This window comes from Sorangium sp. So ce362, from assembly GCF_051519845.1.
Lineage (GTDB): Bacteria > Myxococcota_A > Polyangia > Polyangiales > Polyangiaceae > Sorangium.
On the sequence record NZ_CP150332.1, the window covers coordinates 2971613 to 2987323 of the forward strand.

12 protein-coding genes and 2 pseudogenes are annotated in these 15711 nt (G+C 70.3%); 5 read left to right on the forward strand and 9 right to left on the reverse strand.

Annotated features, from left to right (window positions below):
• The first annotated feature begins 65 nt into the window (after nucleotides 1–65).
• Nucleotides 66–476, forward strand: a complete 411-nt coding sequence (locus WMF17_RS11855; RefSeq protein WP_437602146.1) for a DUF2809 domain-containing protein — start codon at nucleotides 66–68, stop codon at nucleotides 474–476.
• 76 nt (nucleotides 477–552) lie between these two features.
• Nucleotides 553–732, forward strand: a pseudogene (locus WMF17_RS11860) (VOC family protein); the annotation flags it as partial.
• Nucleotides 733–994: 262 nt separating this feature from the next.
• On the opposite strand, the gene trxA reads toward WMF17_RS11860, so the two are convergent.
• From trxA to WMF17_RS11900, 8 genes are all read right to left on the reverse strand, one after another.
• Nucleotides 995–1396 carry a thioredoxin gene (trxA, locus tag WMF17_RS11865; RefSeq protein WP_437602149.1) on the reverse strand — a complete coding sequence of 134 codons (402 nt, stop codon included), beginning with the start codon at nucleotides 1394–1396 and terminating at the stop codon, nucleotides 995–997.
• Between the two features lie 157 nt (nucleotides 1397–1553).
• Nucleotides 1554–2000 carry a hypothetical protein gene (locus WMF17_RS11870; protein ID WP_437602150.1) on the reverse strand — a complete coding sequence of 149 codons (447 nt, stop codon included), beginning with the start codon at nucleotides 1998–2000 and terminating at the stop codon, nucleotides 1554–1556.
• Between the two features lie 7 nt (nucleotides 2001–2007).
• Complete coding sequence (locus tag WMF17_RS11875; protein ID WP_437602151.1) at nucleotides 2008–2397, reverse strand: DUF4150 domain-containing protein; 390 nt, start codon at nucleotides 2395–2397, stop codon at nucleotides 2008–2010.
• A 12-nt stretch (nucleotides 2398–2409) separates the two neighbouring features.
• On the reverse strand, nucleotides 2410–3060 hold the full coding sequence (locus WMF17_RS11880) for a DUF3540 domain-containing protein (RefSeq protein WP_437649482.1): 651 nt from the start codon (nucleotides 3058–3060) through the stop codon (nucleotides 2410–2412).
• A gap of 35 nt (nucleotides 3061–3095) precedes the next feature.
• Nucleotides 3096–4139, reverse strand: a complete 1044-nt coding sequence (locus tag WMF17_RS11885) for a pentapeptide repeat-containing protein (protein ID WP_437649484.1) — start codon at nucleotides 4137–4139, stop codon at nucleotides 3096–3098.
• Complete coding sequence (locus tag WMF17_RS11890; protein ID WP_437649485.1) at nucleotides 4136–6811, reverse strand: DUF2169 domain-containing protein; 2676 nt, start codon at nucleotides 6809–6811, stop codon at nucleotides 4136–4138. Before WMF17_RS11890 ends, WMF17_RS11885 begins: the two co-directional genes overlap by 4 nt.
• Before the next feature lie 98 nt (nucleotides 6812–6909).
• Complete coding sequence (locus tag WMF17_RS11895) at nucleotides 6910–9333, reverse strand: type VI secretion system Vgr family protein (protein WP_437602155.1); 2424 nt, start codon at nucleotides 9331–9333, stop codon at nucleotides 6910–6912.
• A gap of 95 nt (nucleotides 9334–9428) precedes the next feature.
• Complete coding sequence (locus tag WMF17_RS11900; protein ID WP_437649487.1) at nucleotides 9429–11711, reverse strand: DUF2169 family type VI secretion system accessory protein; 2283 nt, start codon at nucleotides 11709–11711, stop codon at nucleotides 9429–9431.
• A 628-nt stretch (nucleotides 11712–12339) separates the two neighbouring features.
• Between WMF17_RS11900 and WMF17_RS11905 the strand changes: the two genes are divergently transcribed.
• Together WMF17_RS11905 and WMF17_RS11910 are read left to right on the forward strand one after the other, a co-directional pair.
• The gene (locus WMF17_RS11905; RefSeq protein ID WP_437649488.1) at nucleotides 12340–12573 is read left to right on the forward strand and encodes a hypothetical protein; all 234 of its coding nucleotides are present in this window, start codon (nucleotides 12340–12342) and stop codon (nucleotides 12571–12573) included.
• Nucleotides 12574–12650: 77 nt separating this feature from the next.
• Complete coding sequence (locus tag WMF17_RS11910) at nucleotides 12651–13907, forward strand: radical SAM protein (protein WP_437649489.1); 1257 nt, start codon at nucleotides 12651–12653, stop codon at nucleotides 13905–13907.
• A gap of 32 nt (nucleotides 13908–13939) precedes the next feature.
• Here the strand turns inward: WMF17_RS11910 and WMF17_RS11915 are convergent, their stop codons facing one another.
• Entirely contained in the window at nucleotides 13940–15112 is a 1173-nt protein-coding gene (locus WMF17_RS11915; protein ID WP_437649491.1) for a lipase family protein, read from the reverse strand.
• A 303-nt stretch (nucleotides 15113–15415) separates the two neighbouring features.
• On the opposite strand from WMF17_RS11915, the pseudogene WMF17_RS11920 reads away from it, so the two are divergent.
• Nucleotides 15416–15628: pseudogene (locus WMF17_RS11920) on the forward strand (helix-turn-helix transcriptional regulator); the annotation flags it as partial.
• Nucleotides 15629–15711 lie beyond the last annotated feature (83 nt).

Consider the following 15711-nt stretch of genomic DNA (forward strand, 5'->3'; position numbering starts at 1 on the left):
GGCGAGCGCGACGTGCCGTATCGACGACCTCGTGGCCCGGGCTGGAGGGGTGTAGGCTGGGCGCCGTGGAGGATACGGCGCACGGCCCGGGAGCTGCTCGCAAGCGCCTCGCGCTGGCCCTCCTCATCGTCGCTGTCGTCCCCGTGGGCCTGATCGCCCGGTTCCACGGCGGTCCGATCTGGCTGCGCAACGGCGCCGGCGCGGTGCTCTACGAGGTCGTGTGGATCGCCGCGGCGCAGCTCGTGTGGATCTCCGCCCGCACGCACCGGCTGGCGCTCGCGGTCCTCGCCGCGACGTGCGCGATCGAGCTGCTCCAGCTGAGCGACCTGCCCTGGCTGTGGGCCGCGCGCAGCACCACCCCGGGGCGGCTCCTGCTCGGCGCGAACGGCGGATTCGATCCTGCCGACTTCGCGCTGTACGGCATCGGCTGTGTCCTCGGTCATGCGCTCTGCCGGCCGCTCCGGGCCTCCCGATGACGCAGCGCCGCGACGGCGCGGCGGTTGCGCTGCGCGCCCGGAGAGATCAGGCTGGCGCTCGCGACATCCAGGGACAAGGAGGCGACGTCCGCGTGGCCCCGACGGCGAGGCTTACGTCCGCCTGGACGCCGCGGAGCGCGATCTGTCGGTCGAGGTGCAGAGCGTGAAGCACGGCAGCCGCGTTCACCTCGACATCGAGACGGACGACGTCGAAGCCGAGGTGCGCCGCCTCGAGCGGCTCGGCGCCAAGCGGGTCATTCGCCGGGGATGATCGCGCTCCAGCCGGAGCGGCTCGGCCACGTCCTCTGGGCGGCGACACACGGGCTCATCGGACTACACCGGGCGGGGAAGCTGAGGCACGGGGTTGCGTTCGAGCAGCTCATGCAGGATCTGGGCGACACGTCGGTCTTCGGCTTCGTGCCTCGAAGCGGGATGTCCCGCCGTGCCACGCGCCGCGTGCGCCATCGCGAAGGGCACGAGCCCCGCCGCGTTCCTCCCGACCCCCGGCCGCGCGTCCCTCAGGGCCCCTCGGCCGCCTGGCCTCCCTCGGCCGCGCTCTTCGCCTCTTCCTCGGCGATCTTCGCGCGCACCTCGTTCATGTCGAGCGAGCGCACCTTCTCGATCACCTGATCCAGCGCCGACGCGGGCAAGGAGCCCGCCTCCGCGAACAGGAGGACCTTCTCGCGGAAGATGAACAGCGTCGGGATCGACCGGATGTTGAAGGCCTGGGCCAGGTCCTGCTGGTCGTCGGTGTTGATCTTCCCGAACACGATGTCTGCGTGCTTCTCGGAAGCCTTCTCGAAGACGGGCCCGAAGACCCGGCAGGGGCCGCACCAGGGCGCCCACCAGTCGACAAGGACGATATCGTTCGACTCGACCGTCTGCTCGAAATTCTCGGCGCTGAGCTCTCGGGTACTCATCCGCGGAGCATAGCCCCGAAACCCACCGATGTCGCCGAGCGAGCGGCCGAGCGCCCCGCGCCGCGCCCGCGCCTCCGCCGCCGCGCGCAGGCCGGAGCGCGAGCGCGCCGACTCTGCCCGATGTCGTCTCCCGCTGACTCCGCTGCTCCCGCCGCGCTCAGGGCGCGTTGCAGACGATGATCTGCTCGATCGCCTCGACGAGGAGGTGCTCGACGCGGTCGGGCCCGATGTCCGCGGCGCGGGCGAACCGCTCCAGATCGAACGGCGTGGGGTTGACCTCGAGGTAGGCGAGGATCTGGAGCGGGTAGCCGGTCCAGCGGATGACGCAGAAGCCGACAACGTTGCGGCTCGCCCTGGCGTCGCGCAGACCGAGGGCGAGCTCGATGCTCGGCGTGTCGTGTCCCTCGTCGATCACGATGCGCGGCGCGTGGCCCGCCCTCCGGAGCTCGGCGGCGAGCTCCTCCATCGGGGGGCGCAGCAAGCGCTCGCGTAAGTCGTCGAATTCACGTAGGAAATCGACCTCCGCCGGCGCGCGCGCCGCCTCGATGCGCCGCGCGTAGCGGGCCGTGAGGCGCTCGATGCGGAGCCGGTTGTGCTCTTTCATGGGCAGGCTACGGGGCGAGGAGCAGCACCTTGACCTGGCTCGGGACGAGGCTGACGCCGGGCGCATTGACGGAGTTCTGCATCGTGACGCTCGTCATCCGCGTGGCGGGCGCGCCGCCCACGAGCACCGTGAACGCCGCCGTGACGTGCCGCGAGGGGCCCATCACGGTGTGCGAGACGACGCCCGTCTCCAGGCCGGCGTTGTCGCCGTTCGTCAGCGGCACCTGCGTCATCATGTTGTGCGCCGGCGTGCACATGAACAGCACGTTGTAGACCGCCGGCACCCCCATCGGCTGCGCCGCCAGGTTGGGGTAGGGCACCGGCAGGTGCGCCGGCGGCGTCAAGCACACGTCCGGCCCGCCCAGGGCCATGCCTCCCATCTGCGTGTTCGCGAACATCGGTGCCTCCTGTCAGCCGAGGTGGATCTGCCCACCGTCGATCTTTGTCAGCTCGCCGCTCGAGACGAGCGTCGCCTGCGCCTTGATGTTGATCGCGGCCTTCGCGGTGACCTCGTAATACTGAGTCCGCACCTGCTCCGACTCGGCGATGAACCGGTAGGCCCGGTCGAGCCGCTGCACCCAGCGGTCCGCGATCGACTCGACCGACCGCGCGACCGTCTTCACGCGGTCCACCTGCGCGACGAGCCGCTCGCCCACATACGTCATCGCCCCGACGGCGAGCGAGCCCTCGCCCGCGGCGACGCGCACCTTGCCCGCGGCCACCGAGGCCTCGGCCGGCGTGACGAGGCGCACGCCCTCGCCCGCGGCGATCGTGACGCGCCCGCCCGGGGCGCTCACCTCCAGGTCCCCCTCGGCCACGAGGCGCGTCGGCGCGTCGCCCTCGCGATCGAGCACCGCGAGCACGTGGCACCCCGCGTCGTGCAGCGCGACGAGCACCCGGTCGCCGAGCGCCGGCTCGACAAGGCAGCTCACCGCGCGCTTCGCCGCGTAGTCGCCCGACCCGACGCGCACCTGGAACGACCGGTCCACCGCCCCGAGGACCGTACCGACCTCCTGGATCGCGAAGGTCTCCACCCGATGTCTGGCCAGATTGTCTCGCATGGTCTCGTTCTCCTGCTGTCGGGAGGGGCATCCCCTCAGGGCGTCCATCGCTCGGCTTCGAGCAGCTCCGGATCGTCGCCGAGCGCGGCGGACCGGCTCGTGAAGGTCGCGCTCGCGTCGCGCGTCTGGTGGAAGCGGGCGCGGAAGAGCTTCGCATGCGAAAAATCCGCCTTCTCGACGCTCGCGTGCGAGAAGTCGGCGTAGGTCAGGTCGGCGTCGCGGAAGGTCGCCAGCGGGCAGGCCGCCCGCTGGAAGATGGCCTGGTAGAGGTCGGCGCCGGCGAGGTTCGCCGCCTCGAGGTCGGCCTCCGCGAAGATCGCCTGCCGCGCCTTGAGGCCGGCCGCGGAGACGCCCGCGAGCCGCGCGCCGAAGAAGAGGCCGCGCTCGGCGTCCGCGCCGTCGAGCTTCGCCGCGGTGAGGTCCGCGCCCTTGAAGCTCGCCTGGACGAGCCGGGCGCCTCGCAGGTCGCACCCGGCGAGGTCGGCGTCGGTGAGCTGCGCCAGGGTCAGGTCCATGCCCGAAAGATCCTGCCCGCGGAGGCGGGCGCCGACCAGCACCGTGAGGTGCATCGTCGCGCCGCGCAGGCTCGCGGTCGACAGGTCCGCCTTGATGAAGCAGGCCTGCTTGAGCTTCGCCCCGTCGAGCGCGAGGCGCGCTGCCTCGGTCTCCACGAGCGAGAACCGGTCCAGGTTGGCCTCGCGGAAGCTCGCCTCGTCGGCGCGCCCCTTGATCATGCTCCCGATCGTGAGGTTCACGCGGTCGAAGCTGGCCCGCGACACGTCGCACTCGGCGAAGCTCGCGGAGACGAGGTCGCTCTCGTCGAGGCGCGCGTGGAGGAGCGCGCACCCGCTCCACACGGCGTGGCGGGCCCGCGCGCCGGACAGGTCGGCGCTCGAGAGGTCGCACCCGTTGAACATCGACTCGCTGACCTTCGCGCTCTTCAGCCTGGCGCCGCGGAACGTCGTCTTCTCGAACACGACGCCCGACAGGTCGAGCCCCGACAGGTCGAGCCCCGACAGGTCCTCCCCGGCGATGACCTCGCCCTCGGCCACCTTCGCGATCAGCTCGTCGCGGGTCACTTGCTCTGCCCCGTGAACACGACGTTCTTGATGTGCGCGTCGGAGAAGGTGGTCCGCTGGTCGCCCTTCGCGTCGAGCAGGTTGGCGCGGAAGAGGTTCGTGTTCTCGAAGCGGGCGCCGGGCACCTTCGCCTTCTGCAGCATGGCGTCCATGAGGTTCGCGCCCGTCAGATCCGCCTCGGTCAGGTCCGTCCGCATGAACCGCGCGCCCTTGCCCGAGAGCTGCGCGAGGCGCGCCTTCCGGAGGTTCGCCTCGCTGAAATCCGCGTTGTCCGCCGTGGCGCCCTCGAAGATCGCGCCCTCCAGGTCGACCCCGCGGAGGTTCGCCCGCGCGAGCTCGGCGCCGGTGAAGTCCGCGCCCGGCAGCGCGGAGGCGGAGACAACGCGCAGGGCCGTGGCCCTCGCCTTGCGGAACGAGGCCTCCTTGCCCTTGAACTCGACGAAGGCCGCGTCCTCGAGCTCGGCCTCGCCGAAATCCGCGCCCGCCCCCGTGCACTGGAAGAACGTCGCCTTGCGCAGGCTCGCGCCGGCGAAGCGCGCGCCCGTGAGATCGAGCTGGAAGAAGAGGACGTCGTCCGCCTGCGCGCCGCTGAAGTCCGCGCCTCGCACCCGGGCCTCCAGGAAGTCGGCCTCGGCGAGGTTGGCCCCCGAGAACCGCGCCTCCTCGAGCCACGCCTTGTGGAGCACCGCCTTGCGGAGGTCGACCCCGTCGAAGCTCGCGCGCGAGGCGCGCGCCTCGCCGAGGTTCGCCCCGCGCAGCGTGGCCTTCCCGAGCCGCGCGCCCTCGAGCTTCGCGCGCGTGAGCACCGCGCCCGTCAGATCGGCCCCGCCGAGGTCGCACGCCGACAGATCCGCGCCCTCGAGGAGCGCCTCGCGCAGATCGGCGCCCGCGAGGCTGAGCTCGTGGAGGTCGGCGCCCGTCAGGTCGCGCCGGGCGAGCGACTCGCCGGCGGCGAGCGCCCGCTCCACCTCGGCGCGCAGGTCGGATTTCTTCCCCTCGGGCGCCGGCTCGGCCGGCGGATAGAAGTGAGCGAAGGCGCGGTACGCGAGGAGGACGTTCTCCTCGGCGCTCCGGAGGCTCGCCGCGAACGCCGGGTCCGCGAGCTTCGCCTCGATGTCGTCCATCGGGGCGCCCGCCTTGCGTCCCACCTCCGCGAGCTCGCGCAGGCGGGCCAGCTCCTCGTCGGCGCTGAACTTCGGCGGGCCGCCCCCGTCGCTCTTGCTCTTCGCGACCACCGCGTCGAAGTCGAGCCCCTGCTCGGCGCACAGCTTCCGCACCTCCTCCTCGGTGGCCCTGCGCTGCTCCTCGGCGTCGCTCTGGAGCTCCGCGGCTTCCAGGTCCATCCGGGCGGCGTAGTCCGCGAGCTCGTCGGGCCTCGGCTCCTCCGGGCGCTTGATCTCCCGCGGGAGCTTCTCGTCCGGGTTCATCCCGAGCACGAGCAGGGTGAGCCGCGCCTGATCGAGCTCGCGCTGCGCCCGCGAGATCGACCGCTCCTCCATCGCCCCCTCGCGCCGGATGAGCTCGTCCATGTCGCTGATGACCTCGTCCGGGAACGACGGGGCGTCGGGCTCGGGCTCCGGAAGCAGCTCCTTCTCGCGCAGCGCGTGGAGGTGCCCCTTGTCCTTGTCGAGCCGCCGCTCCAGCGCCGCGCGGTAATGCTCGACGGGCCTCGGCGCGTCGGCCCGCTCCAGGCCGGCGATCAGCACGCGCACGTCCTCGGCGTCGTCCTCGGCCACCGGCACGACGCCGCGGAAGATCGCGACGCCGCGCTCGAGGTCGGGGAAGAGGAGCACCGTCTCCAGGCGCGTCGCGATCTCCCGGAGGGGCTCCTCGCCGTCGGTCACCGTCTCGCCCGTCTCGCCCCGCTGCCGCACGAAGCACCGGGCGCGGAGCTTCGGAGCGTGGGTCTCGAGCAGCGGCCGCGCCGGGTGCAGGTTCTTCAGGCGGATGGCCTCCCCGCCCTCGAAGTAGTCGGGCAGCCGCTGGTCCTCCGGGGCCACCTGGAAGTACGCGGGGTCGAGATCCCGGGCGAACCCGGGAAAATCGTGCTGGAGCCACTCGCCGCCGTAGGTGCCGAGCTTGGCCGTCCGCGAGGCGAGCGTGGGGTCGAGCGCCCCGAAGCCCGCGGGGGGCGGCCTGTCGCCCGGCGACATGAGGAGGCGTCGCGGGTCCTCGAGGTGGGGCAGGGGATGCACCTGGGTCCCCTCCTCGTCGACCGGGGCGAGCCCCATCCCCCTCGGGTTCAGCGGGTACTCCGCGCCGCCGAAGGCGTATTCCCAGGCGAGCGGCATCTCGGTGATCGGCTCGGGCTCGGTCGGCGCGCCGAGGTGCCACCGCCGCTTGCCGACGACCGCGATGGACTTGTCGACGAGGGGCCTGTCGGCCGGGCCGACCTCCAGGCCCGCGGCGAACGCCGGCCGGGGCTCCCCGCCGGGCGAGAACGCCTTGCCGAAGACGAGGACCTCGCCCCGCGGCTTGGGCATCCCCTCGTCGAGGAGGCCGTCCTTGCCGAGCGCGGGCATCACCCGCTGCCACATCGACACCTCGGGCAGCGGGACCTCCGGCGCGTCGAGCGGGAAGAACACGAGGAGCCCGATGCTCAGGTGATGGTTGCGCCGGACCGTGAGCACGCGCTGAAGGACGGAGAGGCGGAGGGGCTTGATGACACGCATGGGGCTCGGAGGATCGGTGTTCGCGGGTGGCGCCTCGCTCCCGCCCTTTCGCGGTCGAGGCCGATGTCTCGCTGGCTTGGCGACGGCGCGCCTCGTCGCTAGCTGACCACGAAGATGCCGTGCTTCCTGATCTCGGCCGCGACGCTCTGCAGGGTGAAGCTCCCGTTCTTGAGCTCGACGGTCTTCGTCGTGAACTTCGGGCCCTGGATGGTCAGCTCGGGACCGTTCTTCACGGAGACCGACGCGCCGAGCTTGAACTCCACGGAGTTGGTGAGGTTGAACGACAGCTTCTGGCCAGCGGTGACTTCCATGTTCCTGCTCAGCGAGAACGACTGCTTGCTCCCCACCGTGAACTCCTGCGCGCTCGTCGCCTTGAGCTCCGTCGTCTGCGCCAGCTTGATGTCGAGCGACTTGGAGACGTTGACCGACGTGAACCCGCCCGCCTTCAGGTCGAACGCCTGGCCGACCGTGACCGAGACGGCGCGGCTCAGCTTCAGATCGGTCGACGCGGCGGCCGCGACCGACAGGAACGCGCCCAGCTTGATGTCTCTCCCCGCCCCGATGGTCATCGACGAGTTGAAGCCGTGCACCTCGGAGGTCGCGCTGCCCTTCGTGATGAGGACATAGTTGCCCTCCCGCTCCTTTGTGTCGTTGCCTGTGGTCTTTTCGTTCCTGTTCCCCTTCGTCTCGATGTTGAGGTCCGACTGCGAGAAGATGTTCACGTCGGCGGCCAGGGACTTGATGTGGACATTGCCCGACTCGGAGGTGATCGTCACATCGCCCTTGGCCGTCTCGGTGAGGGTGCCGGCGACGGCCTGCGTCGTGATGTCGCCCGCGGTGGCGGTCGTCGCGATGTCGCCAGAGGCGGCGGTCGTCGTGATGTGGTCCTCCACGGTGCTCGTCCAGCTGGCGCCGACCTGGAAGTCCATGTTCACCCCGCTGTCGAGCAGGATGTTGCCGTCCGTCTTGCCGATGAGCTCGTGCCCCTTGTTGGGCGACCCCATGCGCATGTACGTGTTCGAGTACGGCGTCGAGAGCGTGATGCGCTGTGACCCGGCCTGGTCCTCCAGCTCCAGGCGGTTCCTGCCGCCGGTCTGGATGACGTTCTTCGTGTGGTTGCCGCTCGTCACCGGGCTCGGCGTGAGCACGTTGGGCACCACGCCGGCGATCACGGGCCGGTCCGGGTCGCCGCCGAGGAAGCTCAGCACGACCTCGGTCCCCCGGCGCAGCGGGAAGTGGAACCCTTCGACGCCGCCGCCGTGCGGCTGCATCATGCGCACGAACGTGGAGCCGCTGCCGTCGCGCGGGCTCGCCTCGTCGAACTTGAGCTTGACCAGGTAGCGCCCGTGCTCGTCGATCTGCGCGTACTCGCTCGACGCCGAGCCGTCGACGGTGCCGTTCTCGTAACCGTAGATGCGCGGCCACGCCGTCCGCGACTCCGCCCTGAACTGCGTCGCCGCCGGGATGGCCGAGACCTCGACGAAATAGACCTCTTCGTGGGTGAGCCCGGCGAGCTCCTCGAAGTCGCCGTGCCCGGCGGACTGGTTGCCGTGGTGGCGCAGCTCGACGGCGAGGTACTTCGCGTTGAACCGCGCGCGCGGGTGGTCCTCGAGCTCGAACGTGGTCCCCGAGCGCAGGTGGAGCCGCGCGCCGGTGGCCTGATAGACCGCCTCCCGGGCGAGGTATTCCTCCGCGCGCAGCTGGGCCAGCCGCTTGCCGGCGTCGGCGCTGAAGAAGCGCTCGCCATGGAGGCTGATCTCCCCGGTGCCGTACGGGGACACCGGCGCCGCGCCCGCGAGGGGGAAGTGCGGCCGGACATAGTCGTAGTCCCTGAGCTTCACCCGCGACGGCAGCGCCCCGTGCTGGCAGGAGAAGGTGCGGAACGAGGCCGAGGCGCTCCGGTCCTCGCCGGTCTGGGGGTGGTAGCGGACCGGCGTGTGGAGCGGCTCGGCGGGGTAGCTCCTGTCGTCGCAGAGGATGAGCTTCTCGCCGTCCTCGGTGTGCTCGAAGTAGTAATAGATGCCTTCCCGCTCCATCCAGCGCGAGATGAAGTCGAAGTCGCTCTCGCGGTACTGGCCGATGTGCTCCTCGGTCTCGTAGCTGCCGAGGTTGAGCTCGACATCGCCGCCCGTGATGCCGTTCTCCTCGAGCACGAGCTTGATCACGTCGGGGACGCTCTTCTTCGTGAAGATGCGGCTGTGCTTCGACAGCGTGAGCCCCCAGAGCCGCGGCACGAGGACCGCCCGCAGCAGGGCGCGTCCGCCGAACTCGTGCACGAGGTCGACGCCGGCGAGCACGCCGGTGAACACGTAGGGCGGATTGGTATCCTCCAGGCGGTCGATCGAGAGCCGCGCCTTGGCCCCGACCATCTCGGCGAAGTCCGTGTCGTCCTCGCCCTCGCTCGGGATGGAGAGGAAGATCTCGAACCTGTACGGGCGCGAGATCGCCTCCACGCCGCGGAAGCCGACGACGCGCGCCGGGCCCTGCAGGATGCTCGAGGAGAACGTGATGAGGTCGCTCATGGTCGTGTCTCTTCCAGGGTGCGAGGAGGCGAATGCTCCGCCTTCGTTCCCGAGGGCGCTCGTTTCATGGAGCTAGACGTAAAAGATTCAGCGAGTCAACCATGTGAAGAAACATCAATGTCCTCTCCCGCCGGTGGTATCTCGACGATGGCGCGCAGGACGGCGCCGCTCGACTTCGCGTTGGCGAGCTTGACTCCATAGACGTTGGCGCCCGCGAGGTCCGCTTCGCGCAGATCGGCGCCATCGACGTTGGCGCACGCGAGGCTCGCTTCCTTGAGCTTCGCCGCGCGCAGGATGGCGCCAGCGAGGTTGGCGTTCGCGAAGCTCGATCGCGAGAGGTCGGCCTTGCTTCCGTTGGCGTCGGCGAGGCTCGCCCGGTCGAAGACGGCGTCGGTGAGGCGGGCCTGCCGCAGGTCGGCGCCGTCCAGCGACGCGCCCTCGAAGCGCGTGTGCGCGCCTCTGGCCGAGGTGAGGTCGGCGCTCGTGAGGATCGCCGAGGAGAGCTGCGTGCGGTCCAGCGTGGCGCGGGAGAGGTCGGCGCGCGTCAGGTCGGCCGCCGTGAGGCGCGCGTCGGTCAGGTCGGCGCCGCTCAGGTTGGCCCTGGCGAGGCGCGCGGAGGTGAAGTTGCACCGGGCGAGCGTCGCGCCGGCGAGGTTGAGGCGCTCGAGGGAGGCGCCGCTCCAGTCGATGCCGTCGAGCTCGGCGCCGGCGAGCTCGAGGTCGTCGAGCGGCTGGCCGCTCTTCAGGCGGGCGAGCACCGCCGCGCGCATGCCGCGCGCCTCCGGCTCGGGCGGGGGTGCCTCGGGCGGGGGTGGCTCGGCGGGCGAGGCGTCGGCGGGGGCGGCGTCGGCGGCGTCGGCGTCGGCGGGGGCGGCGTCGGCGGGGGCGGCGTCGGCGGGAGCCGCTTCGACGGGCGGGGCGGCGCTCGCGGGCGCGGGCTGGTCGATGACGGGGTGCGTCTGGTCGAGCCCGGCGAGCGGCGGCTGCACCCGGGGCGGCGGCTCGGGCGACGCGGCGTCGGGGCCCGGATGGGCGAAGGGCATCGCGAACGGCACGGAGCCGGGGGCAGGCTCGGGGCGCGGCGGCGGCTCGGGCGCGGGCACGAAGGGCAGGGGCGGGGGAGATTGCAGCGGCGTCACCTGCTGCGTGACGGCGCTCCAGTGCGGCTCCTGGCGCTGCGAAAAGGGCAGGGGCGCGGGAGATTGCAGCGGCGTCACCTGCTGCGTGACGGCGCTCCAGTGCGGCTCCTGGCGCTGCGAGAAGGGCAACGGGGGCAGCGAATGCAGCTTCGTCACCTGCTGCGTGACGGCGCTCCAGTGCCCCGCCGGGAGCTCCGCCCCCCGGGTGGCAAGCGCGCTCCCCAGCTCCGTGATCGCGATGGGCGCGAGCGGCGGGGCGATGCCCGCCGCCGTCGAGGGCCACGGCAGGGGCCGCCCGGGCATCTCGACGCCCGCGACCACCCGCATCCGGGCCGGCAGGTCGTCCGGCAGGAGCGCGACGTTCCCCCGCCAGACGAGCGAGCAGAGCAGGTGATCCGCATCGATCGTCAGCGTGTCGGCGACGAGCTCGATCGGATGCCCCGGGTCGTCGCCTCCCGGCCCGGTCCGATGGAGCCGCGCGAGCCCGCGCGCCGACGGCAGCCTGGACCGGATCCACGGCATGTGCGGGTGCAGCCCCTGAAGAAAAATCCACTCGTCGCCGCGGAGGAGCTCGATCTGCTGGTCCGCGGGGGCGGCGTGGAAATAGCGAAAATCGAAGCTGCCATCGAGATCCGGCGCCAGGAGGTCGGGCGCCTGATCCCGCGCGAGGAGGCCGCTCCTCGGAGCCCAGTGCCTCGCGATGGGCCCGACGCCCGCGGGCCTCACCGGATGGGCCGGATCCACGACGCTCGGCAGCGCCGTCCCGGAGCCCACGCCGACCGGGTTGGCGTCGATGTGCGGGCCGCCGAACGCGCGCTCGTACTCGAGCGGCATGAAGCTGAAGGGACGCGGGCTCGGCGCCTCTCGCGTGGATTCGCCGTAGACGTGGAGCACCTTGTTGAAGACCCAGCGATCCTCGCGGAAGAGCGCGACCCGCACCGCGAGCGCCGTCGCGGTCGTCCCCGCGGGGGCGGCCGCGTGTCCGCGCACGAGGACCCCTGCGCCCGGCAGGTAGGGCGCTGTCTCACACGCCTCCTCCAGGCTGCCGCGCCCCTCGCGGAGCTTGTCGGAGCGGACCAGCGGCGCCGGGGCGGCGAGCTCGGCGTTCCGGTCGTGGACGAGGGCAAACGTGGCCTTGACGATGACCGTGAGCCGCTCTGCGCCCTGCATGCGCCACAGCACGGCCCCGCAGGAGGCCGGCGTCAGGGCGACGATCGGGAGAGGCCAGGGCGATTGCACAGCGTGATCTCGGCTGGCCCGCGCGCCTTCGTGCAGCGGAGGGCTCTCAGACAGCCGACGATACTCGGCGAGTCTCTCGGACGCAAGCGCGGGAGACGCAAGCGCAGGAGTTGACGCTGAGGATCACTCGTGTCGAGCCTTCTCACAGGACCATGTCGCTGTGAAGATCGGCTGAGCCGAAGAATCTATGGTGCATGTAGGGAAAGGCCATGACGGCTCGCCCGTGTGCCGCGGCGAGGCACGTTCGGCACTCAGGCTGTGCTGGGTCGGTAGCTGTGTCGTCTGGCTGAAATGTTCGCCCCTTGCAGGAGTCGAGAAACCAATGCAAGGACGCCGAACCGCCAGGACGCAAGAAAGAATAAGGCTGCTCCGTGCGATCTGTCGGCGCCCGCTCCGGCAAGAAGCATGGCGGCCCTCGCCGCCGTCGTGTCCCGCGCTGAGCCATCGTCGGAACGACAAAGCGTCGTGTGCGCCCGCTCGCCAAAGAGCGCCCCCGGGGATCACTCCTGATCTGCTTTTGGTGGCTGCCCTCCGTGGTGGGCGGGCTCACGCAACCCAAGGTTACCAGCGCGGGTCGCCGGAGCTCGTGACGAGCTCGGCGCCCAGAGAGAGGAGCCCAGGGATGAGCATGGACAGCAAGGAGTCCTCGCAGGCCGTCATCGCGACGCACGGTGGCGGTCCGGTGAACCTCGAACTTGTCGCGCAGAGCCTCCGCGAGGAGCAGATAGCGAGCATACGGCAAGAGGCGGTAAGATCGGCCATCCTCTCGGTGACCGAACTGCGCCAGGGCCGGAGGCGCTGCGATTCGCTCGCCTTCAGCGAGTGGGTAGAATTCTCGTCTGCGCCGGGGCCCCGCGGATAGCCGGAGAGCGCGGCGGCACGAGCGCAGCGAGCAGCCCCGTCATCTGCTGACCAGCTCGTGGAGGAGAAGCTACAGCCATGGCATCCATCATGAGGCTGCCCGTCGCGGGCGAGCCAGAGCACGCGGTGCCCATCTCGACCTATGTCGTCAAGCTCGTGAGCCGCTGCAATCTCAACTGTAGCTATTGCTACATGTACAACCTGGCGGATCAGACCTACAGGAGCCAGCCGGCGGTCATGCGTGACGAGGTCACGGCGGCGATGTGTCGGCGCATCGTCTCGCACGCAAGACGGCACGGCATCGCGGGCGTGCACATCATCGGGCACGGCGGAGAGCCCCTGCTCCTCGGCAGGCAGCGCTTCCGCGCGTGGGTCGAGCAGGTCAGGGGCACGCTCGATGAGGGCGGCGTGTCGTCGTGCTTCACCGTCCAGTCGAACGGCGTCTCGATCGACGATGCGTGGATCGAGCTCCTCGCCGAGCTCTCCGTGCGCGTGGGTCTCAGCATCGACGGTCCGAAGCGGTTTCATGATCGCCACCGCGTAGACCACCAGGGCCGTGGCTCGTTCGACGACGTGATGACGGCGATCCGGCGCCTCCAGGCCCACCCTCTCGGTCCCGGGATCTTCGCGAATGTGATCGCGGTCGTCAATACGGACATTCCGCCCCGGGAGATGTTCGAGCTGTGGCAGTTTCTCGACATCCCGGGCCTGGAGATCAACCTCCCCCACGCCAACCACGCGCATGCGCCGCCCTCGGGCGCGATGTCGTACGGCGACTGGATGATCGAGTTCTTCGATCTCTGGTTCGAGCAGAATCGGCCGGATCGCCACGTGCGGTACTTCGAGAACATCCTGCGTCTGCTCTTCGGGCACCCGAAGAGCACCGACAACATCGGCGGAAAGCCCGTGGGCGCCGTCATCATCGAGACCGACGGCGGCATCGAGCCGACCGACGCCTTCAAGTGCTGCGAGCACGGCATCACCAAGCTCGGTAGCAACGTCCTGCGCAACGAGATCGATGACGCGTACCGGTCCGCGATCCTGCGCAAGATGCTGGGCGGCGTATCCGAGCTCTGCGCGCAGTGCCGTGCCTGCGAGCTGCGCGACGTGTGCGGAGGCGGGTACATGCCGCACCGCTTCAGCCGCGAGCGGCGGTTCGACAACCCCTCCGTGTACTGCCCCGACCTGCTGAAGCTCATCCGTCACATCCGGATGCGCGTCCTCGCGTCGCTGCCACCCGATCTGGTCGCCGCGGCCGCCCGGCGTGCGACGGCCCGCGAGGCCGACAGCCGCGTTGACGAGCGGCGCGATCCCAAGATCGCGGAGCGGGAATGAGCTTCACCGCGGAGGACGCTCACCGGAGCGCTTCAATCGCCGTGAGGCGCCGGAGTCGGCTCGAACTCGGATCCGGGCGGGATCTTGTCCGAGGTGCGCAGGTACCACCACGGCGAGTGGTCGCCCCAGGAGACCGGCAGATGGATCCACCTGAGGTTCGGGATCTGGTCGATGATCAACGCCGTGACGCCGAGCACCATGTACATCACCAACCACGGGACCTGTTTCACTGTCTCCGTCCCCCGCATCCAGCGGCCGTTTTTCTCGATGTACTCCCGACCGAAATGTTCGAAACTACCCAAAGAGCATGGTGGCAGGCGCGGCACAATGTCCTTGCGGTAGATATGTCGGAAGAGCTTGCTCTCGAATTTCTTCCCGATCATGCGGGCGAACGTCCTGTTGCCGACCATCGGCTGCCCGAAGGTGTACACGCCGCGGAGCACATCCCGGAGTTGCTCGACGTTGCTGTCGGTGTAGATGCGCGCCGCGGTGAGGACGGCCAGCGCGCCGCCCAGGCTGTGGCCCGTGATGTAGAGCGCCTCCAGCGCACGCCGGGGCGTCACCTCGGGCCGGCTCCGCGCCGCGCGGCGAGGCCCGGCGGCTCGGCCCACCGGGGCTGGCGGATGACACGACTGGAGGGGGGTCGTCATGTCGTCGAAAATGCGGCAGATGGGTGTGCCTTCGAGCATCCCTTTCAGGAAGCGTCGGAGCTGCGGCCACAGGGCCCAGGTGGCGCGAGCGAAGCCGCCGTGTACGGATCCGGATCCTGCTCGTTCGAATGGAGTCATTCGGACGTTCGTGCTCATCAGCCATGTGATGAGGCTCACGGGTCGTGTCCCCCGGAAGCAAAGGATCGCCAGCCGCCCATCTCTACTCTGCGCGAGATACGCGTACGGGGACACGAAGAGCGCTTCATTCTCGAAAGTGAGCCGGATACACTCGCAATCGATGCCGTGGTTTTTCATCATCTCCTGAAACGACTCGATGTCCGAGTAAGCCCACGTCGATGCCCTGGCGAGTATACTCGTGACCTCCGGGTCGTAGCTCCCACCCTTCGCGCTCACCAGATGATCGAGCGTCCGGTGGTCGCCCCCACTTTTCGCGCTCTCCTCCCTCCCCATGCGGACGCTGGCATCATCTGAGATGGACACATCCTCGTCCGGATCAACATCATAGGGATCTTGCTCGATATCATCGAATCTCATGGTGGCCTCCTCCATGGATTGACGCCACACGACCCTGCGTCCGCGCGGGTCTGCCGCAGCCATCACGCGCCGGCGTCGCTGCGCTGACTCGCCTCGGCTCCCGTGCTGACATCGGAGCACCCATCGCGTCCACGGCGTTCGTAGGACCCTACCCGCGCCAGCGCAACCGGCGGGCGAGCTCATCGTGAAGTGCGAGGACCGGATACCGGCTCGGGGCACTCTGCAACCGCCCGCCTACTCCGGTACTCCGGCGCGGGCGCGCTCGCGATGCGCTACCAGAGCGAGTCGGGGCACAGCTCCGAGCGCGACGTCTGGCCGGTCCAGATCGCCTACTACGATGGCAAGCAGATCGTCGCGGCGTGGTGCTGCCTGCGCGCGTCGTTCCGGCACTTCCGCGCCGGGAACACACCGGAAATCGGCACCACCGTCGTCCCGACCGTCGCGCAGGTGACCGGGCGGCCGGCCCGCACGTTCGCGCAGTGGGCCCGGGAGCACGCGGCAGCGTTCGCGGCATAGGTGAAGACCTCACCCGGTCCAGCCCTCTCCGGGAGAGCGGCTGGACTTCCCGCAGGCCTGCCGTGAAGGCGGCCCTCGACCGC